Source organism: Lichenihabitans sp. PAMC28606 (genome assembly GCF_020616535.1).
Taxonomy (GTDB): Bacteria; Pseudomonadota; Alphaproteobacteria; order Rhizobiales; family Beijerinckiaceae; genus Lichenihabitans; species Lichenihabitans psoromatis.
Window position 1 is genome coordinate 1,095,665 of the sequence record NZ_CP085136.1, and the last position, 23,887, is coordinate 1,119,551.

The following is a 23,887-nucleotide window of genomic DNA, read 5'->3' on the forward strand; positions in this document are numbered from 1 at the left end:
GGTTGGGGGGGTCGATCCCCACCGGTCAAGGGGGGGGTTGGGACCGGACGTCGTCTCACGCAGAGATTTTCTGGGTTTTTAAAAAACGCCGAAAACTGTTGTTATTACTCTGCGGCCACCATCGTCTTTACCACCTTGTCGGCGACGTGGTCGGCCGCCGGCGGCAGGCCCATGCTAGGCGCATGGCCGCGGAAGTTGCGGAACCACCAAGCCCAATCCTCCGGTACGAGCGAGAATGGGTCGCTATGGCCAAGTTCGCGCGCGGCCCAGAGCGGCCAAATTGGATTGGCCAGCGCGGGGCGGCCAAGAAACACGAGGTCAATGAGGCCGTCTCGGATCACTTTATCGGCGTTAGCCGGGATACCGAGATTCCAGCTGGTGCCGACGGGAATGTCGACTTCCTTCTTAACGCGCGCCGCGCGACTGACCATAAAGCCGACGTCGTTAAATAAATTCTCCTTCATGTCATCGGTGTTGAAGCCCAATGAGAGGTCGGCGAGGTCGAGCCCATGCTCTTTCATCGCCCGGATGGCAACAATGGAATCCTCGAACTGAGTGCCAGCGGGATTGAGGTCGTCGGCGCCGAGGCGCATCGTCAGCGGATACTTTTCGGGCCAGACTTCGCGCACCGCGTCGAGCGCTTCTAGGTGGAAGCGCATTCGATTTTCGAGGCTGCCGCCGTATGCATCAGTGCGCTGGTTGGCGAGTGGAGAAAAGAAACTGGCGCCGAGATAACCGTGGGCGTAGTGCATCTCAAGCCACTTGTAGCCGGCGTCGAGCGCACGCTTAGCCGTCGCAGCATAGGCCTTATGGATGTCCTTGATCTCTTCGACAGAGAGCTCCTTGACAGGGTAGATATGGCCGCCGGTGCCGAATGGGATGGCGGATGGGGCCCGGCAGGTCCAGCCATCAGGATGGTCGGGCGAGAGCTGCTTGAATGAGCCTTCGTCGTTGACGGCTTTGTGCGGGGCGATCTCGCTTCCCTTTCGGCCGGTGTGGCCGAGTTGAATTGCGGCCACGGCGCCAAAGGTCTCGATGATCGAGCAGACACGGGCATGTCCCTCAATCTGATCGTCATCGTAGAGGCCCGCGCATTGCACCGTCGTGCGCCCATCCGGCGTGATTGCAATCTGCTCGGGAAAAACGAGCGCAAAGCCGCCGGCGGCGCGGGCTCCTAAATAGCTCACATGAAAGTCGTCCATCTTCCCATCCACCGAACGATACATCGTCATCGGCGACATGACGGCGCGATTGCGCAGCGTGATGTCCTTCAACTTGAACGGGGTAAAAAGATTCGGCATGAGACTTCCTTCGTTCACTGCGTAAATATCGACCCTTATCGCTGCATAGTTGAGCTAATGCTCAAATCATAAGCTGTTTAGGCAAATATAAATTGGTAAAGGTACTTGCATAACGAAGTATGGCTATCAAAAACACGGAAATCAAACATGATTTTATGTCTTTGAATGGTCCAGCTCGATGTATGGCTTCCAAGCCTGTCGGATGGATTGTGGCGAGACGACCAAAATCCAAGGAGATTGCAAGCAAGCTGCGTCAGGTCGACGCGCTGGTTTCGCAGACGCGTGCGGGGGACCGCTCCGCTCGATCGGGGTGACCGAGGTGACTGAGTCAAAGAAAGTTGGCCGATGGCGCTTCGGACGATGCCGTCGCGCCGGAAGCGGCTGATCTGTCCATCTCGGGTCATCTTTAATCGTGACGGCGGCATCTGCCGTGCCCGGGATTGCACGCCCGCAGCGTGGTGGCGACCACATCGTCTGCCCGCGCAACGGCGGGTCGGACGAGAAAGCGCATCTCCGGTCGTTCTGGCGGACCCAGGACCACCAAATCAAAGAGGGCCTTTACAGAACGCGTCGCGGCGGCTGCCCAGAACCTCAGCAAGCTCGCAAAGCTGCTCCCGATGCCCACGCCAACCCCGGCGTCAGACTCGGGCCCCCGACCACCACCAGGCGGCCGCTCTGTAAATCCGTTTATCGACCGACTTCTTCAACGCAATCGGTGCAATCCCCGCCTGCCGCTCGCGACGAGGCTGGCCAAACATCGAATTAAGAACTAGCGCGACGGCGCTGGCTCCCATTGCGACGAACGACGATGGCGGATTGCTAGATCGCACCATGACGCGGTGGCGCGACTCCGTTGAGCACATAATTGCCGATGATCTTATACTTCCAGCGGACCGGGTCGTGAACCGTATGGGTGCGGGCGTTGCGCCAATAGCGGTCGAGGTTGTATTCGGCCAGGGTCGCGCTTGAGCCGCCGAGTTCGATCAGCTTGGAGCTGACGAACAACGCCGCCTCGGTCGTGGCCACCTTGGCTTCGGCGACCGCCACCGAGGCGGCCGCCACCGTGGCCTCGTTCGGCGCCCTTGTGGCGGCGTCGACGACATGGCCCGCGCGGTCGAGCAACGCTCCCGATCCATCGGTTTTGATCTTCATCTCGCCCACCAAGGCGATGGTGTAGGGGTCGAGGCTCGCAGCCGCGACGCCGCTCTCCCGCACGGGTCGGCTCACCGTGCGGACGAAGCGCACCGTCTCGTCGAGCGCCGCTTCCGCGATCCCTTGCTCAACCGCGGCATGCATGATCTGCGCGAACGGTCCCATCGGGGTCGGGCGTTCGAACAGGGCCGCGAAGTCGAGGACGCAGAAGGGATGCACCGCGACGTCATCGAGCACGGTCGTGCCCGAGCCCGTGGTGCGCTGCCCGAACCCCGTCCAATCGTCGAGGGTGGTGATACCCGGCGCGTCGCGGGGCACGAAGGCCACCATGGTGCGATCGTCGTCACCATTGGCCACGACCGCGATCCAGTGGGCGAACAGCACACCCGTCGAATAGAATTTGCGCCCGTTCAACCGGAAATCGGCACCGTCTTGGGTCAGTCGTGTCGCATACTCATGGGCCGTCCGCGTGCCCTTCTCGGACAGCGCATTGAAAAACCGCTCGCCCGCCAGCACGCGAGCATAAAAAAACTGCTTCTGCTCCTCCGTTCCTTCCAGGCGCAGCGCCTCCAGCATGAAGAAGTGGTTTTGTGGAATCTGTCCGATCGAGCCGTCCGCCCCGCTGAGGAGCGCCATGACGCGCGCCACGGTACCGGCGCTGACCTCCGCGCCGCCATAGGGCTTGGGGACCGTGATGGCGAGCAGTCCCGCGTCCGACAACAGCTCCAACTCTTCGACTGGCAGAATGCGCTCGCGGTCCCGTTTGGCGGCGCCCTGCGCCAGGATGGCCGCAATCTCGGTCGCAACCCTCAGGGCCTCGGCATCGTCGCGAATGATCCGAGCGGCGCGGGCGCGCGCCGGCGGCGCCTCGAAAAGTGTGGGGTCGCGGTGACGGGACAAGACGGTGCTCATGATCGGGATATCCTGGAGGATGGGAAAAGGCGTGGAGGCCTGCCGCGTCAGGCCTGCCCGATGCGCCACTGGAACGGCGGACGCGTGCCGTTGACCACGTAATCGCCCACGATGCGGTCCTTGTAGATGCGCGGATTATGCGAACTGATGGTGCGGGCGTTGCGCCAGTAGCGGTCGAGGCTCTTGGCGCGGCTGGTCGCCGACGCGCCGAGCGCATCGAACAGGACGGCGGTCGCCTCCAGGGTCAGCGCCGACACCACGGGCTGCGCCTGCGCGACCTCGATCTCGGCCGCCACATTGGCGATCTCCGCATCCTCAGCGACATGCCGCGCCTCGAAACTTCGCTGCAGGGCCTCGGCCGTCTTGGCCACGATGGAGCCCGCCGCATAGGCGAGGCCATGCAGGTGGCCGATCACCTGCAGCACCTGAGGGTCGTCGCCCGACCGGCTGGCCGCGGCATGCGAATAGGTTCGGGTGCGCTGGGACACCGCGGACGCGGCATCCTGGGCGGCCGCGCGGGCGATGCCCACCAGCGTTGCCAGATGAACCACCTGCACGAATGCGGCGGAATAGCCGAAGCGTTCGTCGCCTGGAACGACATGCTCCGGCGCGATGGGGACATTGGTGAAGGTCGCGGTGCCGCTGCCGGTGAGCTTTTGGCCGAAGCCGTCCCAGTCGTCGAGGATGCCGACGCCGGTCGCGCCCACGGCCGCGATCACCGACACCGTTTCACCCTCCCCATCCACGGCCCCGACGTCGATCCAGTCGGCAAAGATGGATCCGGTCGTGTAGAATTTTGCGCCGTTGAGCAGCAAGCGGTCGTCCTGCCGGGTCACGATGGTGGAAAAGGCCGCCATCTTGGCCGGTCCAATCTCGGTCCAGGCGCTGCCCACGAGATCGCCACGCACGAAGCGCTTGAACCACCGCGCGCGGCGCTCGGGGTCAGCCGAATTGAGCACATCCTCCGCATAGGCGAAATGGGCGCGCAGTGCCTGCGTGACGTTGGAATCGGCCTCGGCGAGTTCGGCCAGCAGCGCGAAAACCTCTGGCAGGGTCGCCCCCGCGCCGCCCTGCTCGCGCGGAACGCGTATCGCGCCGAAGCCCGCCTCCTTCAGCCATCTGATCTGCTCGTACGGCAAGGTGCGGTCGATCTCACGTGCCACGGCCCCCTTCCGGATGCGCTGGAACACAGGACGGAAGCGCTCGGCAAGAGCATCGTAGCTGGCGCTGGGGTCAGAGCCCCAGGTCGAACGATGGTGGGTCATGAGACAAACTCGATCGGGAAAGGGGGATGGTTGGGGGTGGTGGCCGTCGAGGCACCGCCGAGATAGAAGTCGCTGACGTCATCGCGACGCGACAGATCGACCGCCGTGCCGCTGGCGGCCACGTGTCCGTTCTCCAGCACATAGCCGTGGTGGGCATAGCGCAGCACCAAATGGGCATTCTGCTCGGCGAGCAGGAAGGTGACCCCGTCCTCGGCATTGAGCCGATGGATGATCTCGAAGATCTCCTCGACGATCATCGGGGCGAGCCCCATCGAGGGTTCGTCGAGGAGCATCAGGATTGGCCGGCTCATCAGCGCGCGGCCGATCGCCACCATCTGCTGTTCGCCGCCGGACAGCAGACCGGCTTTGGCGCGCCGCCGCAGTCTGAGACGCGGGAACAGATCGTAAATGCGCTCGAGATCGGCCCGGATCTCGCGCCGGCCGGGCCGGCGGGCGAAACCGCCCGACAGCAGGTTTTCCTCGACCGTGAGATGCGGAAAGCAATGCCTCCCCTCAAGCACCTGGACGATGCCGCGACGGACGAGGTCGGCCGGGGAAAACTTGGCCGTTGACTCGCCCTGCCAAGCGATCGTGCCCTTGCTGACCCGGCCGCGCGTGGCGCCGAGCAGGTTGGAGATCGCCTTCAGCGTCGTGCTCTTCCCCGCGCCATTGGCGCCGAGAAGAGCCACGATGGACCCCTGTGGGATCGCGAACGAGACCCCGCGCAGAGCCAGGATGGCGTCACCATAGAGGGCCTCGACGCCATCGAGGCGGAGCAGCATCGGCGCGGGGTCTGTCATTCTTTGCGCCTCAGTTGATGGCGGCATCGCGGGCGGGCAGGCTTTTTTCCTTGGCGTAGGCCGCCGCTTTGGCGAAGATGGCGTCGTGGAAAAGCGCCCGGTCGCCGCTCAGCCAGTCCGTCTTGGGGTGCCAGGCGATGCCGTCCCACTGCACGATCTTGGCGGCCGGGCTGCCTTCATGGTCGCTGGCCGTCACCTTGAGCGGGCTAAGCAGGCCGGTGGCGCCGAGCTCCTCGATCCGCTGCGGCGTGATGTCGAGATGTTCGAGTGCCCATTGGCCTTCGGCGGACGTTAGCGGCCGATTGCCGAATTGCTTGTGCCCCGTACGCAGCGCCTCGACATAGATGATCGCCGTGACAACGCCTGCATTGTAATAGACCGAACCGAACTTGGATTGATCCTTAAGATCACCTTTCCCGGTATCGAGAACATTGGTCTTCAGGATCTGGCTGACCTTGAAATCGGTCCCCGAGGGGAAGACAGAGACGGCAAGATAGCCTTTCGCCGCCGCGCCCGCCGGTCGCACGTCCTCTTCCGATCCAGTCCAGATGTCGCCGATGATATGGTCGGCCGGGAAGCCGACCCGGGCCGCCGTCTTGATGCCGACCGGCGCCATCACGCCCCAGGCACGGAAGAACACCCAGTCGACCCCCTGCTGCTTGATCTGCTGCCATTGCGCCTGCTGCTGCTCGCCGGGGTGCGGCACCGGGATTTCGATGTCTTCGAAGCCGTACTTCTTCGACAGCGTGGCGAGCGGCTCGATCGTGTCGCGGCCATAGCCGGAATCGTGGTAGAGGGTCGCGATCTTCAGGCCCTTCAGCTTGTCGTAGCCGCCGACCTGTTTAGCAATATAGTCGACGACGATCGACGACTCGGTCCAGTAGTCAAAGAGTAACGGGAACTGGTAGGGGAAGACGCTGCCGTCGACCGCATCCTCGCGGCCACCCGCATTGGTGACGAGGGGCAGCTTGTCGGTGCGCACCTTGTCGGAGGCCGCGGCGTCGAAGCCGCTGGAGGTCCCCATCAGGATCGCCACGGGGGCGCCGTCATAGCCGTTCTTGTAGCGTTCGTAGCATTCGAAGGCGCGCTCGACCGTATAGGCGGTTTCGCACTCCTGGACGAAGATTTTGATGCCGTCGACGCCGCCCTGGACCTCGTTGACATAGGTCAGGTAGTCGCGAATGCCGGCCCATTGCGGAATGCCGGAGGGTGCATAGGGGCCGGTGCGGTAGGACAACAGCGGGTAGAGCTGTTCTCCGGCGTGATCGGCGGCGCGGGCCGGGGCGCCAGCGAGGCTGGTGGTGGCGAGGAGCAGGGCGCCGAGCAGCGCCGATGACTTTGTGCGGGTCACGAGTATGTCTTTCTGAACGGCAAGCCGATCCCGAGGCCCTCGACGAACCGTCGAGGCGCAGGGGCCTGCTTTGGGGAGAAAAAGGCGAAAAGTCGGACGCTAGGGGAGCGTCAACACGAAGGGCTGGCGGTCATGGCGATCCCCTTTGGGGTTGGGCGGTGAAGCGTCGGGCCAGCCTGCCGATCAGGCTCGCCAATCCGTCCGGCTCCTTGATCAGGAGCAGGATGATGATGGCTCCAAAGATGACATGGAGCAGATTGGTGACCGTGCCGTGGTCCACGAGGCCGTCGAGGCCGAGCGCCATCACGAGCAGGTCGAGGGCGATCGGGGTCAGCACGATGAAAGCGGCGCCGAGAAAGTTGCCGAACAGGCTGGCCGATCCGCCGATGATCACGATGAAGAGAACCTGGAACGACTTGTCGAGATCAAAGGCATGGGCATCGGCCGTGCCGAGATAGCAGAAGGCCCAGAGCGCCCCGGCGATGCCGCAGAAGAAGGAGCTGACGCCATAGGCCAGCAGTTTTCGGCGGCCGACCGGAATGCCCGTCACGGCCGCGGCCGTCTCCATGTCGCGGATCGCCATCCAGTCGCGCCCGATGCGGCTGTCGATGACGTTGTGGGCGAGCCACAGCAGCAGCAGGATGGTGACGACCACGAGGGCGTAGCGGCCGGCCGGCGAGCTCAGATTATAACCCAGGAAGGCAAGGCGGGGCGCCGAAATGGTCAGCGACATGCTGTCGTTGGAAAACCAATGGAAGTTGGTGAACAGCCATTCGAAGAAGAACTGCGCGCCTAGCGTCGAGGCACTGAGGTAAAATCCTTTGATGCGCAGGCTGGGCAGGCCGAACAGCACGCCCGCCGCGGCCGCGATCAACCCCGCCACGATCAGCGCCAGCGGAAGCGGAATGCCGGGCGCGCGTAGCAGCAGATTGTAGGTCGAGAAGGCGCCGATCGCCATGAAGGCGGCCGAGCCGAGCGAGACGAGACCCGCATAGCCGGTCAACAGGTTCAATCCGACCCCCGCGAGGCCCATGACGAGGGTCGGGATAATCAGCGCATTGAGCCAGTAATCGTTACCCACAAGCGGCACGACCGCGAGGAGGACGAGGCCGAGCGCGAGCAACACGGTGCGACGCTTCAACAGGGGCCGGGCGGCGGGAACCTGTGCGGTGATGGCCGTCATGGCTCAGACCCTCGCGATCGTGGCTTGCCCGAACAAGCCGGACGGTCGGATGAGGAGGAAGGCCACCGCCAAGATGTAGGCGAACCACGTCGAGACGCTGCCGTGGACGAGCGGACCGATATAGATGTCGGCGAGATTTTCCGTCGCGCCCACCAGCAGGCCGCCCACGATGGCGCCAGGGATCGACGAGAACCCGCCGATGATCAGCACCGGCATGGCTTTAAGCACCACGAGCGAGAGCGAGAATTGCACGCCCTGCCGGGCGCCCCAAAGCAGGCCCGCCACCAGGGCAACAAGACCCGAAACGCTCCATACGATTTGCCAGATGCGCGGGAGCCGGATTCCGATCGATTGCGCCGCCAGCGTGTCGTCGGCCACCGCCCGCAGCGAGATGCCCATCCGAGTCTTGCTGAACAGGATGGCGAGCACGGCCACCAGGATGACGGCAACTGCCGAAGCGACCAAGTCAAAGAGGCTGATCTGCAGCCCGAACAGATCGAGCGGCATGTCGTCGATGCCGAGATCGAGCTGATGCACGTCGGAGCCGAACAGCGTCTGGGCGAGCCCTTCGATCACGAAGCTGAGGCCGAGCGTCGCCATGAACAGGGTGTTGGGACTGCGGTTCACCAAGGGCCGCAGCACGAGCCGTTCGATCAGCACCGCGCCGACGATCATGACCAGAACGGTGATGAGGAAGGCGGCCCAGAAGGGAAGGCCATGCTCGGTCAGCGTCACGAAAGTGAGCGCTGCGAACAGCACCATGGCGCCTTGCGCGAAATTGAACACGCCGGAGGCCTTGTAGATCAGCACGAAGCCGATCGCCACCATGGCGTACATGAGGCCGGCCAGCAGGCCCGAGGTCAGGACGTTGAGGAAAAACATGCCGGCCTCAGTGTTTCGTGCCGAGATAGGCCGCCACGACATCCGGATTGCGGCGGACCTCGGCGGGCGTGCCGTCGCCGACCTTGCGCCCGTAGTCGAGCACGACGACATGATGCGACAGGCCCATCACCACCCCGATGTCGTGTTCGATCAGCACCACGGTGGTGCCGAACACCCGGTTGATCTCGGCGATCAGGCGGCTGAGATCGGTCTTCTCGTCGGCATTCATGCCCGCCATGGGTTCGTCGAGCAGGAGTAGCTTCGGCGAGGCCACCAGGGCGCGCGCCACTTCGACCCGCTTTTGCAAGCCGTAAGGCAGGCCGCCCACCACCGTGTCGCGATAGGGGCCGATCTCGAGAAAGCCAATGATCTCGTCGGCGCGCTTGCGAAAGGCGCGGCGTTCGCTGGGGTGGCGGCCGACCCGGAAGGCGATCTCCAGCAGATTGCAGCGCCCGAGCCGGGTCAGCCCGGTGAGCACGTTGTCGAGCACGCTCATCCGGTGGAAAAGGGCGTTGTTTTGGAACGTGCGGCCGATGCCGCTCTGGGCCGCCCCCATGGGGGTGGGCCGCTCAAAGGGCTCGCCATCCAGCACGATGCGGCCCGAACTCGCCCGGTAAACCCCGTTGATGATGTTGAGCAGCGAGCTCTTGCCGGCGCCATTGGGGCCGATCAGCGCGCAGATCTCGCCCCGTTCGACCGAAAAGCTGAGATTGGTCAGAGCCTTGATGCCGCGAAAGGCGAGCGAGATCTGCTGCACGTCGAGGATGGGCGGGCTCATTCGGCGGCCTCGGCGGTCTGCTCTCGCTTGATGCCCTCGATGTCCCGATAGCGCGCCGCCGGATGGCTGGCCGGCAGATAGGGCCCGGCGCCAAACAGTTTTTCGCGCAAGGTGCCGGCCGTGTAGGCGCGCGGATAGGCGCCGCGCTTCTGCAGTTCGGGCACCAGCAGATTGACGACGTCCTCGAAGGTTTCGGGCGTCACCGCATAGGCGAGGTTGAAGCCGTCGACGTCGGTGTCGGCCACCCACTCCTGCAGGATATCGGCGACAGTCGCGGCGGAGCCGACCACCACCGGACCCATGCCGCCGATGCCGCCGAACTTCGCCAGTTCCTCGACGGTCCAAGTCTTGTCGGGATCGCCGTCCGACAGGGCCTCGACGGCCGAGATGATGGCATTGGTCTCGACCTTCTTCACAAGGTCGGTCGGCGCATATTGGCCGAAGTCGATGCCGGTCCATCCCGACATGAACACCAGCGAGCCGTCGTAGCTCACGTAGCGCTGGTACTCATCGAACTTGGCCTGCGCCTTGGCGTCCGTCTCGTCCACGATCACGGTGAGCAGCGTGTAGACGAACAGCTTTTTCGGATCGCGGCCCGCCGCGGCGGCGCGCCGCCGGATGTCGGCCACATAGGCTTTCAGGATGGTCTTGGTGGGCGCCGCCACGAACACGCATTCGGCATGTTCGGCGGCAAAGGCTTTGCCGCGGCTCGACGCGCCCGCCTGATAGATCACCACGCTGCGCTGGGGCGAGGGTTCGGAGAGGTGATAGCCCGGCACGTCGAAGAAGCGGCCCTTGTGGCCGATCTCGTGGACCTTTTCGGGATGGGCGAAGATCCGCGCCGCGCGGTCGCGCACCACGGCGCCGTCCTCCCAGCTGCCTTCCCAGAGCTTGTAGAGCACTTCGAGATATTCGTCGGCGACATCGTAGCGGTCGTTATGAGCCACCTGCGTGGATTGGCCGAGATTGCGGGCGCCACTGTCGAGATAGGAGGTCACGATGTTCCAGCCGACCCGCCCCTTGGTGAGGTGGTCGATCGTCGACATGCGCCGGGCGAACGGATAGGGGTGCTCGAACGAGATCGAGGCCGTGATGCCGAAGCCGAGGTGTTTGGTCACCACCGCCATGGCGGGCACGAGCTGCAGCGGGTCGTTGACCGGGATTTGCGCGCCCTGCTGGATCGCGTGATAAGCGCTGCCCTTGTAGACGTCGTAGACGCCCAGCACGTCGGCAATGAAAATGCCGTCGAACACGCCGCGCTCCAGCGTTTGGGCCAGCTCCGTCCAGTAATCCAGATCCTTGTACTGCCACGAGCGGTCGCGCGGATGCGCCCATAGCCCGGGCGACTGGTGGCCAACGCAATTCATATCGAAGGCGTTGAAGCGGATCTGTCGTGTCATGCCTAACTCCACTGCCGCTCAGGCAGGAGGAGCCGATCGAGAGCCCCGCCGCGCCGCAGCAAAGCCAGCAGAACGCATCCCGCTCCTAATGTCTATAAGTTTTATAGACTAATAGCGAAGCCGCGCCTTTTTGAGCGTTAGTTGAGTGGCCACAAATTTTTGGGAGTGGGACGACTGACACTCAGAACGTCGAGCCGCACCGCATCACCGGGCGCGGAAACGAAGAGTGAGTCTCACGAGAGCAAAGCGTCTGAACAAGCTTTGAAGGTCGCCTTGTTGATCATCACTGCAAGTAGCAGTCGCGATCCTCCTCAGTCTTCTTCTGTTCAGCACGCCGCGCGACAAGGTGATGCGAGGCGATTGGAGCGGATCGGACTTGCTAAAAGAGCCCCGCGAGCAGATTGATGGCCAAAGCGAGCACTGCGGTGTTGAAGGCGAACGAGATCACGCTGTGCACGGTGCCAATCCGCCGGAGATGTTTGGCCGTGAAGGCGATGTCTGCTGTCTGGGACGCAACGCCGATCACGACCGCAAAATGCACAAAGTCCCCATTGTCGGGTTCCTGCCCGCCTGGAAACCGAGGCCTTCGATCACGTCGTCTTCTTCTGGCGTGGATCGATCCGGCGCATAGTAGGGGTGGGCGTAGTGCAAAGCGAAAATCAATTGGGTTGTGAACCAAGAGAGGGCAACGGTAGCGAGCGCAAGTCCAACCCGAAGCTCTTTCGCCAGCCCGTGAGCATCCTTTGCCAGCGAGAGTTCCAAGCCCACCGCCCAGAGGCTGGCAACGGCCGCGATCATCACGGTTACAATGATACCCTGGCCTTCGCATTTACCGCCACATGCGCCTTCAGATCCGCGAGCGATTGAACGCGCATGTGCCCGGGCGTCAGGCCGATGAACCAGACGCAAACGAGGTCGCAGCAGACAATCGCTCGCGTCGTCCACTCCAAGTCCGATAGGAACAAGCTCCACAGCGCGAATGCCACGAGACCGATAGCAAACCCGCTCGTCAACCTCGGACGAGAAGCGAATGGGCCGAGGATCGAGCGCAAGCGAGGAAACGATCCAGATAAAGTCGTGGAGGCATGTGTGTCTTTCTCGCAGCGTGGGCCGGAACTGCTTGCGTTGAACAAGTTAGACCCTTGTATTGGCCCGCCAGACGCTGTCACTCAGGCGGATAACTTACGGTCAGCAGGGTAGTCCGACATGAAGGCATATTGCTCCCGGCCTTGCGTGCTGACGATTGCCATCGCGGTCTTGTGCATGGCGACGGCGACAGGCCAAGCAAACGCGGGCGACGGCTCATCGGACAAGACCGTCTTCGATGTTGTTAACCCGACCCCGGACACCGCGCTCCGAGCTTTCTCGCCCGATCGCCCGGCGCGAGCCATCGGCACTGTGACCGTTGATGCTGGCCGATATCAAATTGAGAGCGACTTTCTCGCTTACTCGTTCAGCAATCAGCAAGGCGCAACGACGAAGACTTATCAAGCGCTCGATCCCGTGCTGAAGCTTGGGATCACCAGCTACGCGGACATCGAGGTTGCCTTTGCGGGCTTCAACGATCTGCGGACGACGGCCAATGGGACAGGCGCGACGATCGCCAGAGGTCAAGGGTTTGGCGACGTCACACTGACCGCCAAATTCAATGTGGTCGGAAATGAGGGAGGCAACATCGCGTTCGCCATTGCGCCCTATCTCATCGTGCCAGGCGGAACGCATAATATCACCGCAGGGCAAGTGGAAGGTGGCGTGATCGCTCCCCTGGTCCTATCGCTCCCCGACGATTTCAGCATGACATTACAAACGGAGCTCGACGCGCTCGCCAATGTCAATCTGCCTGGGACACACGTTAATTTCACGAACATCGTCAACGTTAGCCACGCAATACCGGGGATCAAAAACTTGACCGGCACCGCCGAATTCTATTCGTCGCTGAGTACCGAGGTGCACGCCCCTGACATCTACACAGCCGATCTTGCGCTTGCCTACTTGGTCGAGACGAACACGCAGTTAGATGTTGGCGTGAACATCGGCCTCAACCGCGGTGCGCCCGATTACCAGATCTATAGCGGCATCGCCCATCGGTTTTGACTTCGGCTATCCGACCTTTGCTCTCCTATCGAGCCATGTTTGAACGCTGGCTTTCTCTTGTACGGGAGATCCGAATTCCCGAACGACTGGTTTCGAGACAAGCCGCAACGTCCTTGATCGGCTTGGATGGGTGCAGATCCGAATGTCTGGATCTGGACATGCAGCCAAATTCAGCTTTCCCCCTAAGCGGCCTTTCGGCAGGTTCAATTTACCTCTGATAAACGGCATTCCCGGAACTAGACGGCTACTCCTGGCGCAGGGATGACGCGCCGGTCCGGGGCCGCCGTTTCCTCATGGTTCAAGGCGAACTGACGTGACCCCCGTTTCTCATCCAGGCAAAACTGGAGGCGGCGTGTGATCTGATCCCGTGCTCGGGGCCCTGGCAAGAGGCCGGAGCGCGGAGCCCTGCCATAGCGCAGCGCTCCGGCCTGCGTTTCCGGACAGGGCTCCGGCATATGCGCTCGGCGTCAGCCAGCCGAGCTTGGAGTGTGGCCTTTGCTCGTTGTAGTCGCGCGGCCAGCCAGCACGACCCGGCCGTGGGCCAGGGAGCGGAACAGGGTTTCATTAAGCACCTCGTCCCGCATCCGGCCGTTGACGCTCTCGATGAAGCCGTTCTGCTGCGGCTTGCCCGGAGCGATGTATGCCATCTGACGCCGCTCGGCGGCGTTCATGTCGACAGCCTTGCCGACGTAGCGAGCGGAGCCTCTCGGAATATCACGCTCAGCAGTGCGGCCCCCAAGACGTATATGCCACCCATCCAACCAAGATCTGCCGATTAACAATCAGCGAGGACGAACCCGCCCGTTGCTGCGCCGATCGTCTAGCCTGCGTGTTGGAAAGAGGCGTTAAGGGACAGGATCACGGGTTCAGATGCGGCGCCCGTGATCACTACGAGACGTGTCTGCTGGGCAGGGATGAAACCCCAAGGCGCCGCGCCGGTCGAGAGACGCTTGACCGTGGTGGACGTTCTCGGCGAATGCGAGCACAATGCGGCGATGGAGTGGTGACGTCGATCGCCATCCGAACGGGGGAAGCCATGAAGACGCTGCTTGCATCGCTGCTTTGTTGCAGCATGTCGGTCCTGCCTGCGATGCAGGTTTCGGCCGCCACCTCGACGCCTAACGCTCCGCCATCGACGGCGGAGAACGGGCTTCCGGCTGCCGATTCGCCAGGCAAGGCTCCGGAGGTCAAGACCGGCCCTCGCTATGGCAACATGGCGACCGTCACGCAGGACCTGTTGAGCCGGGCCGCGGGCGACAGCCAGAATTTTCTGCACACCAACGGCGACTATGGCCAGCAGCGCTACTACCCCAACCGCCAGATCAACACGAGCAACGTCGGCAAGCTTCGCCCGGCATGGATCTTCCAGACCGATGTGAAGGAATCGCTCGAGACGTCTCCGATCGTGGTCAACGGCGTCATGTACGTGACCACATCGTATAGCCACGTCTACGCGCTCAACGCGCGTACCGGCGAGCAGCTGTGGCACTACGCCCCGAAGATGGGCCCGATCACGACCTATTGCTGCGGCCCCAACAATCGTGGCGTCGCGGTCGCCGATAACCTCGTCTACGTGGGCACGCTCGATTCGCACATCGTCGCGCTCGATGCCAAGACCGGCAGCGTCGTGTGGCGAACCGAAATCGCAGACCCTGAACTCGGTTACAGCGAGACGATGGCCCCCACGGTCGTAAAGGGTAAGGTGCTGATTGGCACCAACGGCGGCGAATACGGCATCCGCGGTTTCATGAAAGCCTTCGACGCCAAGACCGGCAAGCTGATCTGGACGTTCGACACCATTCCGGAAAACTCAGTCGGGGTCTGGGCCGAGAAGGATGCGACGGGCCATGTCCTGCATCGCGACATCGCGGCCGAGAAGGCTGCACTGGTCAAGACCGGCGACCCCTTCAAGACTCTGGGCGGCGGCATCTGGCAGAATCCGGCCGTCGATGTCGACACCAACCGGATCTACTTCGTTGTCGGTAATCCTTCGCCGGATCTCGACGGTTCGCTGCGCCCCGGCGATAACCTCTACACTGACTCGCTGGTGTCGCTCGATCTCGATACCGGCAAGTACGTCTGCCATCTGCAATATATCTCCCATGACGTCTGGGATCTCGACGCGGTGTCGCCGCCGATCCTGACGCAGGTCGCCGATCGCGACGGCAAGAAGATCCCGGGCGTGCTGCACGCCGGCAAGACCGGCTACGTCTACGTCCACGACGCCAAGGATTGCAGCCTCATCCGCTTTTCCGAGCCGATGGTACCGCAGGATAACCTCTGGGTTCTGCCGACCAAGGAAGGCGCGCGGATGCTGCCCGGCGCAAACGGCGGCGTCGAGTGGTCGCCGATGGCCACCGACCCGCATCTCGCCTTGGCTTACGCCATCAACCTGCATCAGCCCATGACCTACAGCGTCGAAAGCTCGGCTTATCCGTCGGGCAAGCTGTGGCTCGGCGGCGCCTTCAAGGTCATCCCAAGCGAAGAGCAATGGGGCAACGTCACCGCAGTCGATTACAACACCGGCAAGATCCGTTGGCAGGTGAAGACCGAACAGCCGATGATTGGCGGCGTTTTAGCGACGGCCGGTGGCCTGCTGTTCACCGGCGAAGGCAATGGCCTGTTCAAGGCTTACGATAGCGAGAACGGCTCAGTGTTGTGGTCTTTCCAGGCCGGCGCGGGCGTCAATGCGCCGCCATCTTCCTACTCGGTCGAAGGCAAGCAGTTCATCGTGGTCGGCGCTGGCGGCAACACGCAGCTCGACTACAAGCGCGGCAACTCGATCATCGCCTTTTCGGTCGACTGATCTCGAGCGGCATGCATCGGCAATAAACAGGAGGCGGAGCCACGGGCTCCGCCTCCTTTTGATTTAATTGGTGGAGCAGAGAGCGGCGATGACTTTGCGGCGATGGTCGAACAGAATGACGTTTCTCGCATGTCTCGGCGCGATGTTTGTGCAGACGATCCCGCACGCCTTCGCCGAGACGATCGAAGAGACGGCGGCCGTGTGCAGTGGATGTCACGGCGAAAAGGGCATCCCGACCGAGAAGAACATCCCGATCATCTGGGGGCAGATGGAGGGATATCTTTATCTTCAGTTGCGCGACCTGAAGAAGGGCGCACGTAAAAATGAGATCATGTCCGCCATCGTGGCCGATATGGATCGCGACACGATGGCGGCGCTGGCATCCTACTTCGCAGCCAAGCCGTGGCCCGCACTCGGGCAGCCGTCCGCATCCGACAAGGATGCCGGAACGGCGCAGACCGCCAACTCATCGGTCGGCTGTTCGGGATGCCATCTCGACCAGTATCAAGGCACCGGGACGGCGCCCCGGCTGGCTGGCCAGAATCACGACTACTTGATCAAGACCATGACTGAGTTTCGCACCGGCGAGCGTGGCAACAATCCCGGCATGACGAGCCTGATGAAAGCCACCTCCGAGAGCGATCTCGCGGCCCTCGCCAACTACCTCGCGGGCTTCTGAGCCACCGCCGCGGTCACCGGGCGGCGGCAGCCGCCAGTGTTGCCTTAACCGGTGCCGCGGTGGCGAGATCGGCGGCGCTCTTGCCCCCGGTATCGCGCGCGCGGGGATCGGCGCCGCGCTTGAGCAGCAGGTCCACGATCTCGGCGTGACCGAGTTCGGCGGCAGCCATCAAGGCCGTGCGGCCGCGATCGTCCCGCGCTTCGAGCGCAGCGCCCTTGTCGAGCAGCATCGTCACGAGCTGCACCCCGTCGTCCACCGGCACATCGTTGGCATGCCCGGCGGCCCACATCAGCACGGTCAACTTGTTGCGATAGCGCGCGCTGACGTCGGCGCCCGCGGCCAGCAGCCGTGACACAACGGGGGTGAAGCCGCGCCCGGCCGCATAGACGATCGCAACCTTGCCGCCGATATCCGCCGCCGCCGGGTCGGCGCCATGGCTCAGCAGCAGGTCGACGAGCGCGAGATTGCCGTTGAAGGCCGCGGCCGCCAGAGGGCTGACGCCGCCCTTGCCCGGACGGTTCACGTCGGCGCCAGCTTTCACGAGCGCCTGCACGGCGGCGGTCCGATCCTGCTCGACCGCGACGAATAGAGGAGAGGTCCCTTCCACGGTGCGTATGTCGAGCTCCGCGCCGCGCGCAAGCAGCAGGTCGATCATGGCCACATGGCCCGCGCGGGCCGCGTGGGTCAGAGCAGTGCCGCCGAGCCTGTCGCGGGCCGCGACGGAGGCGCCATCGTCGAGCAGGCGTTTGGCCAGCGCGCTGCAGTTCGATTCGGCGGCCGCGAACAACGCCGCGCTGATCTGGGGCGCTTCGAGCGACGCGTGCTTTGCGTCATATTGTCCGCTGAGTTTGTCGCAACTGCTCGCGTCGGCCGCAGCGGCGGTCGTCAGCGCCACGAGACAGACAAGCGCGGCGCTAGCCTTCGATGCGTTCCGGCGTGTCATCCCCATCCTCGATACTTTTACGACCCCGTGGGGCTCGGTTGTCGGCGGACACTCTTCGATGATTGCCGGCGGCGCAAGTCCCCCGTGACAGGCTGCATCCGTGACGCGGCCCAGACCCAAGGTTTTCGCCACAGGCGCCTTGCGATCTCCCGCGGTGCGCTGCCAATGTGGGACAAAGCGCGGCCGGGTAGACAAGAATGCAACAGGGCCTCTGCATCATCAGGAAAGCCGCCCTCGCGGTCTATTTGCTCGTTTGCTGGAGGGCTGCGGCGCGGGCCGGCGATGACATGCCCCCCGGACAGCTCGTGTCTGTGGGCGATGCCATGCTGCATGTCTCTTGCGTGGGCGCAGGGACGCCCGCGGTCGTGTTCGAAGCGGGCCTCGGCGGTAACTCTTTCGATTGGACGTTCGTGCAAGCCCGGCTTGCCGCGACGCATCGGGCCTGCACCTACGACCGGCCCGGCGCGGGGTGGAGCAGTCGGACCGCGCAGCCGCGCGACGCCGCTACGATGGCCGAGGAACTGCATGGCGCGATGCAGAAAGCCGGCGTGCCCACGCCCTTCATTCTGGTCGGACACTCGTTCGGCGGGTTACTAAGCCAGAATTATCTGGCGCGTTTCCCGGCCGATGTCGCCGGCCTGGTGCTGGTCGATTCCATGCACCCGCAGCAGTTCGAACGCTTTACGGACGGCGGGGTCGACGTGCCGGTCGATCCCCATGCGGTGCTGGGACATACGCCGGCTTTTGCGGCCACCTATGGCCTGCCGCGGTCGTTGTGGCCGCTCGCCACCCGCCTTGCCGGCGCCGACAAGGCGCGCGTCTTCATCGTCCGCGAGATGACGGCGATGCTCGACATCGCCAAGGCGGTCGACGGCGAGGCGCGGCCGTCGCGTCCCACGCGCATTCTGGTGCATGGCAATCGGGATTGGGATCAGGTGTATCCCGATGGTCGGATGGAGGCGCTTTGGCGCGCCATGCAGGACGATCTGGCCACCCGCTTCGGCGCGCCACCCGTCACCGTGGTGGCGGATAGCGGGCATCAGATCGCGCTCGACGATCCGGCTGCCGTTGTGGCCGCGGTCGAAGACGTCGCGCGGGACGTCGCGCGGTCGCCTTGAGGTTCCACTTGTGCGGTCCGCCTCGGCGTGGTTGCGTCTTGGGAACAAGAGTGAGGGGGAAGCCAAGGTGAAACAACTGCTCGGGCTCTGCTGTGTGGCGTGTCTTCTGGTCAGTCCTGCGCTGGCGGCCAAAAAGAAGGGCATGCAGTTCTGGAACCTAACCGGTGAGACGCTGAGCGAGGTTGCACTGGCGCCGGTTGGTAGCACCACGTTTGGCTCGAACCAGTGCGTCAACGACAAGGATGGCACGGTCGATTTCGACGAAAATCTCGCCATCACGGGCGTGGAGCCCGGGCGCTACGACGTGCGGATGAAAGACGTCAAGGGGCGCGTCTGCTACGCTCGCTCCGTCACGGTCGAGGCCGACAAGACGTTTTCGATCAGCGAGAAGGAGATGACCGACTGTGCGAAGTGATCGCAAGGTCGTGATCGCCGCCGCTTTTGCCGTGATGGTCGCGGCGAGCGTGGGCGCCGCTCCGGCGCAGGCTGCCGGCACCGGCACCGGCAAGGTGTTCATCTCCAACGAGCGCTCGAGCGAGATCTTCATTCTCGACGCCAACGACGCGCTGGCCGGCTCGTTCAAGAGCTGCGGACGGCCGCGCGGCATGAAGTTCACGCCCGACCATGCGCGGCTTCTGGTCGCTTGCGGGAGCGACAACACAATTGCGGTCTACGATGTTGCAAGCGAAAAGCTCGTCAAGCGCTTCCGCGACGTGCCGGACCCCGAAGCCTTCGATCTGCATCCCAATGGGCACGACCTCTACATCTCGAACGAGGACGATGCCGAGGCCACCGTGCTGAACATCGAGACCGGCGAGGTGACGACACACTATCCCGTGGGGGATGAACCCGAAGGCGTGCTTGCGACGCCCGATGGTCGTTACGTGTTCGTCGCCTCCGAGGCCGCCAATCTTGTCCAAGTGATCGACGTCGCGGCCAAAAAGGTCGTCAAAGAGATCATCACCAACACGCGGCCCCGCCGTCTGGCGTTGACGCCCGACGGTAAAAGCCTTTGGGTGTCGGACGAGATCGCTGGGATCCTCGAGATCATCGACGTACCGACCCTTTCCATCGCGGGGCAAGTCACGTTCCAGATCCCGGGGCTCCGATCCGATGAGATCACGCCGGTCGACATGGCGATCACCAAGGATGGCAAGACGGCCTTCGTGGCGCTCGGCCGCGCTAACCGCGTCGCGGTGGTCGATGTCGCGACCCTGAAAGCGACCGGCTACATTCTGACCGGCCGCCGGCCCTGGGGGCTGCGGCTCAACCAGGATGGCAAGAAGCTCTACGTCGCCAACGGGCTATCGGACGATGTCGCGATCATCGACACGTCGACCAGCAAAGTGACGGCGACGATCCCGGTCGGCGTGATCCCCTATGCGATCCTGGTCGATGAATAGGGCCATAACGGCTGGGCGGCAGCCCGCACTGCTGCTCGCGATCCTGTCGGCGCTCCTCTCGGGTGCGCCGGCGCGCGCCGAGGATGCCCTGGCGCCTACCACGATCCGCATCGTATACCTGTCGCGCGAGGGCGATGTCGCCTACGCCGAGGTGCCGGCCGACGACGGAGTCTTTCGGCCGGCGCTGCCCGAGCCATCTCCGGGCGCGGAACTCGCGCTGCGCGACCTGCGCGCCACCGCCCATGCGGCCAACGTGGTGCTAAAGCTCGAGCGCGACGTGCTAGCGCCGGACGCCGATGCGGCGGCCGAAGCCAAGCGCATCGCAGAAGGAGGCGCCGCGGCCCTGATCGCCGACGTGCCGCTCAGCGATCTCACCGCCCTTGTCAAGGCGGTGCCGGTCGGGGCGCTCCCTCTCTTCGACATCCGGCAGCACGAGGATGCGCTGCGTCGCGACTTCTGCACCGCCAGCCTGTTCCATGTGCTGCCCAGCACCGCGATGCAGACCGACGCGCTGGCTCAATTCCTCGTCACTAAAAACTGGAAGCGCGTGCTGACCTTAACGGGTCCGCTACCGGACGACACGGCGTTGACGGACAGCTTCAAGGCGTCGGCCCAAAAGTTCGGGGCGCGAATCGTGGCCAGCAAGGCGTTCATCATCGGCAACGATCCGCGCCGGCGCGACCAGACCAACGTGGCGCTGATGACCGCCTCGGAGGATTACGACGTGCTGTTCCTGGCCGACACGGCCCGAGATTTTGGGCGCTTTGTGCCCTACGAGCAGGGGCCGCCGCGGCCCGTCGTCGGCACCGAGGGGTTGCAGGCCGTAGCCTGGGACGCGCTCGCCGAGCGGTTTGGCGCGCCGCAGGTCAACCACCGCTTCGAGCGCAATGCGCACCGGTCGATGACGGAGGGCGATTGGGCCGCCTGGGTGGCGGTGCGGGCCGTGGCCGAGGCGGCGATCCGGGGCAAAGCGACAACCGGCGCCGCCATCGCAAGCACGCTGACGCAGCGCGAGTGGCCGATCGACGTGTCCAAGGGGGTGCAGGTGTCCTTCCGGCTGTGGGACCACCAGTTGCGTCAGAGCGTGATGCTTCGCTCGGGTGATGCCGTGGTCGCCTATGCGCCGTTCGATGGTTTTATCCACCAGCGCACGCCGCTCGATACGCTGGGGGCCGACTTGGGTGACGCTGCCGAAGCATCCTGCAAGCCGCCACCGTGAACGGTCCCGTCGACCCCGCCATCGCGATCACGGGACTGACAAAGAGCTACGGACGGGTGAAAGCGCTGCAGGACGTGTCCTTCACGGTGGAGCCCGGCACGGTGACGGCGCTGCTCGGCCTCAACGGTGCGGGCAAGACCACGCTCTTCCAGATCCTTACTGGATTGTTCGTCGCCGATGCGGGCCATGTGCTGGTGCGCGGCTTCGATATCGCGCGAGATCCGACGGCAGCGTTGGCCCGGATGGGCATCGTATTCCAGCAGACAGTGCTCGACCTCGATCTGACCGTCGCCCAGAACCTGCGTTTCTACGCCGGGCTGCATGGCTTGCGGGGCGCGCGCGCCGAGGCTGCAGCGCGTCACGCGCTTGGCGTTTTGGGCTGCGGCGATCTTGGACCGAGCACGATCCGCCAGCTTTCCGGGGGCACGCGCCGCAAGATCGAGATCGCACGCGCGCTGCTGACCAGCCCCGACGTGCTGCTGCTCGACGAGCCGAGTGGCGGCCTCGACACCGGCAGTCGCGCCGATCTCGCCCGGACGCTGTTCGGCCTCGCGGCGGAACGGGGCACGGCCGTGTTGTGGGCCACCCATCTGGTCCAGGAAATCGAGCGTGCGGGTGCGGTCGTGGTGTTGCATCGTGGCCGCGTCGCAGCCTCCGGGTCTCCCGCCGCTTTGATGGCCGAGGCTGGCGCAGCCACCCTGGAAGCCGCATTCCTGACCCTCGCGGGCACTGGTGCGGAGCCGGCCGCGTGACGGGATGGAGTGCCGCCCTGTTGGCGATCGTCTGGCGCGAGATGCTGCGGTTCCGCTACCAGACGAGCCGGCTGCTGTCCGCCATCGTGCGCCCGACGCTATGGCTGGTGGTGTTCTCGGCAGGCTTTCAGAACGTGCTCGGCATCTCGATCACGCCGCCCTACCAGAGCTACATCACCTACGACGTCTATATGGTGCCCGGCCTGATCGGCATGGTGATCCTGTTCCAGGGCATGCAATCCTCGCTGGCGCTGGTATTCGATCGCGAAGCCGGGATGCTGCGGCTGCTACTCACCGCGCCGGTGCCGCGCTGGTTCGTGCTCTTCGCCAAACTCCTGGCAAGCACCATTCTGGCCACCGTACAGGCCTATGTGTTCGTGGGCATCGCCATGGTGTTCCAGGTCGACGTGCCGTGGTCGGCGCTGCTCACGCTCGCACCCGCGCTGTTGCTTGCGAGTTTCGCGCTGGCGGCGCTCGGCCTGCTGCTTACCGTCTACGTGCGCCGTATGGAGAATTTCGCCGGCACGATGAACTTCGTGATCTTCCCGGCTTTCTTCTTCTCGCCCGCGCTGTTCCCGCTATGGAAAGTGCAGGAAAGCGGCGCCAATTGGATGGTCTGGGTCATCCGCTGTAACCCGTTCACCTACGCTGTGGAACTGATCCGGTTCGCGGCCTACGGGCGGATCGAGCCGGTGTCTCTGGCTGTCGTGGTCGCGACCACGGTCATGGCGTTCGGGGCGGCGGTCCGTGGCTACGATCCGCAGAAGGGCTCGCTCGGTCAGAAGCGGCGTGACGATCTCTAGGGTCAGGACTCATTGATGTGAGAGGCGCGACCTGATCCAGCCTCCGCGAGGAGACTGGCGATGAGCGACCTGTATTGGCCGAGCGACGAGCAGATGGCACGGCTTGAGCCGTATTGTCCCAAGAGCCACGGCAAGCCCCGGGCTGATGACCGGCGGGTGTTGAGCGGCATCGTCTTCTTAAACCGCGACGGGTTGCGTTGGCGCGATGTACCCAGGGAGTGCGGACCGCACGAGACCCTCTACAAGCGGTGGAAGCGATGGGGCGAGAGGGGCGCGTTCCTGCGCATGATGGAAGGACTGGCCGCTGCGAGCGCCGCGCCCAAGACGATCATGATCGACGGACCTATCTCAAGGCACACCGCACGGCATCAAGCCTGCGGGTTAAAAAAGGGGATCTCGGGCGCCTCATCGGTCGCACCAAGGGCGGCATGAACACCAAGCTCCACGCCGTCACCGACGCGAACGGTGACCCGCTGAGCTTCTTCCTGACCGCTGGCCAGGTCAGGGGTTACACCGGCGCGGCCGCGCTGCTCGACGATCTGCCCAAGGCACAGTGGATGCTTGCCGACCGCGGTTACGATGCAGACTGGTGCAGGGACGCTCTTCAAGCAAAGGGAATAATGCCCTAGATTCCGGGACGAAAATCTCGGAACGTGCCCATCACGTCTTGTCGCGCCGGCGCCGAAGAACGCGGAGTAGTACCGCGCGGCTAGAAGCAAGTCTGGGAAGCCACAGCCTAGAAGTTTGCAGCTTAACCCAGTCTCAACGCACCTCCGGCACACTCGCATCGCTGGAGTCCACCATGATCACGATTACGCTTGCGGAGGCCGAGAAGCGCTTCGGGCCTTTGCTCGAGCCTCGAACGCGGACCTATCGCATGTTCGAGGTTGAAGAGGGTGAATGGCGGCCGCACTTTCAGGACGCGGGTGTGGTCGGCTACCAGCTTTACCCGCCGCGATCCGGCGACAGCCCGAAAACGCGGTGGCGGCCGAAGTCACGACCTGGACTGACGCAGAGGGATCGAAAGCCATAATGCGCGCACGATC

At 63.9% G+C, this 23,887-nt stretch carries 21 protein-coding genes and 2 pseudogenes; 11 read left to right on the forward strand and 12 right to left on the reverse strand.

The features are described 5' to 3' along the window. Nucleotides 1-104 precede the first annotated feature (104 nt). The 10 genes and pseudogenes from LGH83_RS05270 to LGH83_RS05315 all read right to left on the reverse strand — a co-directional run bounded on the left by LGH83_RS05270 (nucleotide 105) and on the right by LGH83_RS05315 (nucleotide 11,822). The gene (locus LGH83_RS05270; protein WP_227400898.1) at nucleotides 105-1,301 is read right to left on the reverse strand and encodes an NADH:flavin oxidoreductase/NADH oxidase; all 1,197 of its coding nucleotides are present in this window, start codon (nucleotides 1,299-1,301) and stop codon (nucleotides 105-107) included. Between the two features lie 819 nt (nucleotides 1,302-2,120). After that, entirely contained in the window at nucleotides 2,121-3,365 is a 1,245-nt protein-coding gene (locus LGH83_RS05275) for an SfnB family sulfur acquisition oxidoreductase (RefSeq protein ID WP_227400899.1), read from the reverse strand. Nucleotides 3,366-3,412: 47 nt separating this feature from the next. After that, the gene (locus LGH83_RS05280; protein WP_227400900.1) at nucleotides 3,413-4,630 is read right to left on the reverse strand and encodes an acyl-CoA dehydrogenase family protein; all 1,218 of its coding nucleotides are present in this window, start codon (nucleotides 4,628-4,630) and stop codon (nucleotides 3,413-3,415) included. Beyond that, nucleotides 4,627-5,430: an ABC transporter ATP-binding protein gene (locus LGH83_RS05285; RefSeq protein WP_227400901.1), complete on the reverse strand. Its 804-nt coding sequence runs from the start codon at nucleotides 5,428-5,430 to the stop codon at nucleotides 4,627-4,629. Before LGH83_RS05285 ends, LGH83_RS05280 begins: the two co-directional genes overlap by 4 nt. 10 nt (nucleotides 5,431-5,440) lie before the next feature. After that, the gene (locus LGH83_RS05290; protein WP_227400902.1) at nucleotides 5,441-6,781 is read right to left on the reverse strand and encodes an ABC transporter substrate-binding protein; all 1,341 of its coding nucleotides are present in this window, start codon (nucleotides 6,779-6,781) and stop codon (nucleotides 5,441-5,443) included. A gap of 130 nt (nucleotides 6,782-6,911) precedes the next feature. Beyond that, complete coding sequence (locus LGH83_RS05295) at nucleotides 6,912-7,964, reverse strand: branched-chain amino acid ABC transporter permease (protein ID WP_227400903.1); 1,053 nt, start codon at nucleotides 7,962-7,964, stop codon at nucleotides 6,912-6,914. A 3-nt stretch (nucleotides 7,965-7,967) separates the two neighbouring features. Then, the gene (locus tag LGH83_RS05300; protein ID WP_227400904.1) at nucleotides 7,968-8,846 is read right to left on the reverse strand and encodes a branched-chain amino acid ABC transporter permease; all 879 of its coding nucleotides are present in this window, start codon (nucleotides 8,844-8,846) and stop codon (nucleotides 7,968-7,970) included. A gap of 7 nt (nucleotides 8,847-8,853) precedes the next feature. Continuing rightward, nucleotides 8,854-9,624, reverse strand: a complete 771-nt coding sequence (locus tag LGH83_RS05305; protein WP_227400905.1) for an ABC transporter ATP-binding protein — start codon at nucleotides 9,622-9,624, stop codon at nucleotides 8,854-8,856. Beyond that, on the reverse strand, nucleotides 9,621-11,024 hold the full coding sequence (locus tag LGH83_RS05310) for an LLM class flavin-dependent oxidoreductase (protein ID WP_227400906.1): 1,404 nt from the start codon (nucleotides 11,022-11,024) through the stop codon (nucleotides 9,621-9,623). Before LGH83_RS05310 ends, LGH83_RS05305 begins: the two co-directional genes overlap by 4 nt. Nucleotides 11,025-11,403: 379 nt before the next feature. After that, nucleotides 11,404-11,822, reverse strand: a pseudogene (locus LGH83_RS05315) (DUF1345 domain-containing protein). 600 nt (nucleotides 11,823-12,422) lie between these two features. Between LGH83_RS05315 and LGH83_RS05320 the strand changes: the two are divergent. Continuing rightward, nucleotides 12,423-13,118: a transporter gene (locus tag LGH83_RS05320; RefSeq protein ID WP_264479143.1), complete on the forward strand. Its 696-nt coding sequence runs from the start codon at nucleotides 12,423-12,425 to the stop codon at nucleotides 13,116-13,118. Nucleotides 13,119-13,585: 467 nt separating this feature from the next. Here LGH83_RS05320 and LGH83_RS20070 read toward each other — a convergent pair whose 3' ends face one another. Next, nucleotides 13,586-13,789, reverse strand: coding sequence for an integrase core domain-containing protein (locus tag LGH83_RS20070; protein ID WP_413771105.1), 204 nt, complete (start codon nucleotides 13,787-13,789; stop codon nucleotides 13,586-13,588). Nucleotides 13,790-14,121: 332 nt separating this feature from the next. Between LGH83_RS20070 and LGH83_RS05330 the strand changes: the two genes are divergently transcribed. Both LGH83_RS05330 and LGH83_RS05335 read left to right on the forward strand, forming a co-directional pair. After that, the gene (locus LGH83_RS05330; RefSeq protein WP_227400907.1) at nucleotides 14,122-15,924 is read left to right on the forward strand and encodes a pyrroloquinoline quinone-dependent dehydrogenase; all 1,803 of its coding nucleotides are present in this window, start codon (nucleotides 14,122-14,124) and stop codon (nucleotides 15,922-15,924) included. 115 nt (nucleotides 15,925-16,039) lie between these two features. Continuing rightward, a complete protein-coding gene (locus LGH83_RS05335) occupies nucleotides 16,040-16,603 on the forward strand; it encodes a c-type cytochrome (protein WP_227400908.1) in 564 nt (187 codons plus the stop codon). A gap of 13 nt (nucleotides 16,604-16,616) precedes the next feature. On the opposite strand, the gene LGH83_RS05340 is transcribed toward LGH83_RS05335, so the two are convergent. Continuing rightward, the gene (locus LGH83_RS05340) at nucleotides 16,617-17,498 is read right to left on the reverse strand and encodes an ankyrin repeat domain-containing protein (protein WP_227400909.1); all 882 of its coding nucleotides are present in this window, start codon (nucleotides 17,496-17,498) and stop codon (nucleotides 16,617-16,619) included. Nucleotides 17,499-17,743: 245 nt separating this feature from the next. On the opposite strand from LGH83_RS05340, the gene LGH83_RS05345 reads away from it, so the two are divergent. The 8 genes and pseudogenes from LGH83_RS05345 (at nucleotide 17,744) to LGH83_RS05380 (ending at nucleotide 23,874) form a co-directional block, all read left to right on the forward strand. Further along, nucleotides 17,744-18,664 (forward strand): alpha/beta hydrolase, encoded by a 921-nt coding sequence (locus tag LGH83_RS05345; RefSeq protein WP_227400910.1) that lies wholly within the window; start codon nucleotides 17,744-17,746, stop codon nucleotides 18,662-18,664. A 67-nt stretch (nucleotides 18,665-18,731) separates the two neighbouring features. After that, the gene (locus tag LGH83_RS05350) at nucleotides 18,732-19,079 is read left to right on the forward strand and encodes a hypothetical protein (protein ID WP_227400911.1); all 348 of its coding nucleotides are present in this window, start codon (nucleotides 18,732-18,734) and stop codon (nucleotides 19,077-19,079) included. Next, nucleotides 19,069-20,067, forward strand: coding sequence for a PQQ-dependent catabolism-associated beta-propeller protein (locus LGH83_RS05355; protein WP_227400912.1), 999 nt, complete (start codon nucleotides 19,069-19,071; stop codon nucleotides 20,065-20,067). Before LGH83_RS05350 ends, LGH83_RS05355 begins: the two co-directional genes overlap by 11 nt. Beyond that, entirely contained in the window at nucleotides 20,060-21,286 is a 1,227-nt protein-coding gene (locus LGH83_RS05360; protein ID WP_227400913.1) for an ABC transporter substrate-binding protein, read from the forward strand. The genes LGH83_RS05355 and LGH83_RS05360 overlap by 8 nt, the downstream gene beginning before the upstream one ends. Beyond that, a complete protein-coding gene (locus LGH83_RS05365; protein ID WP_227400914.1) occupies nucleotides 21,283-22,038 on the forward strand; it encodes an ATP-binding cassette domain-containing protein in 756 nt (251 codons plus the stop codon). The genes LGH83_RS05360 and LGH83_RS05365 overlap by 4 nt, the downstream gene beginning before the upstream one ends. Next, on the forward strand, nucleotides 22,035-22,841 hold the full coding sequence (locus LGH83_RS05370; protein ID WP_227400915.1) for an ABC transporter permease: 807 nt from the start codon (nucleotides 22,035-22,037) through the stop codon (nucleotides 22,839-22,841). The genes LGH83_RS05365 and LGH83_RS05370 overlap by 4 nt, the downstream gene beginning before the upstream one ends. Before the next feature lie 60 nt (nucleotides 22,842-22,901). Beyond that, nucleotides 22,902-23,467: pseudogene (locus LGH83_RS05375) on the forward strand (IS5 family transposase); the annotation flags it as partial. 176 nt (nucleotides 23,468-23,643) lie between these two features. Continuing rightward, nucleotides 23,644-23,874 (forward strand): hypothetical protein, encoded by a 231-nt coding sequence (locus tag LGH83_RS05380; protein ID WP_227400916.1) that lies wholly within the window; start codon nucleotides 23,644-23,646, stop codon nucleotides 23,872-23,874. The last annotated feature ends 13 nt before the right edge of the window (nucleotides 23,875-23,887 follow it).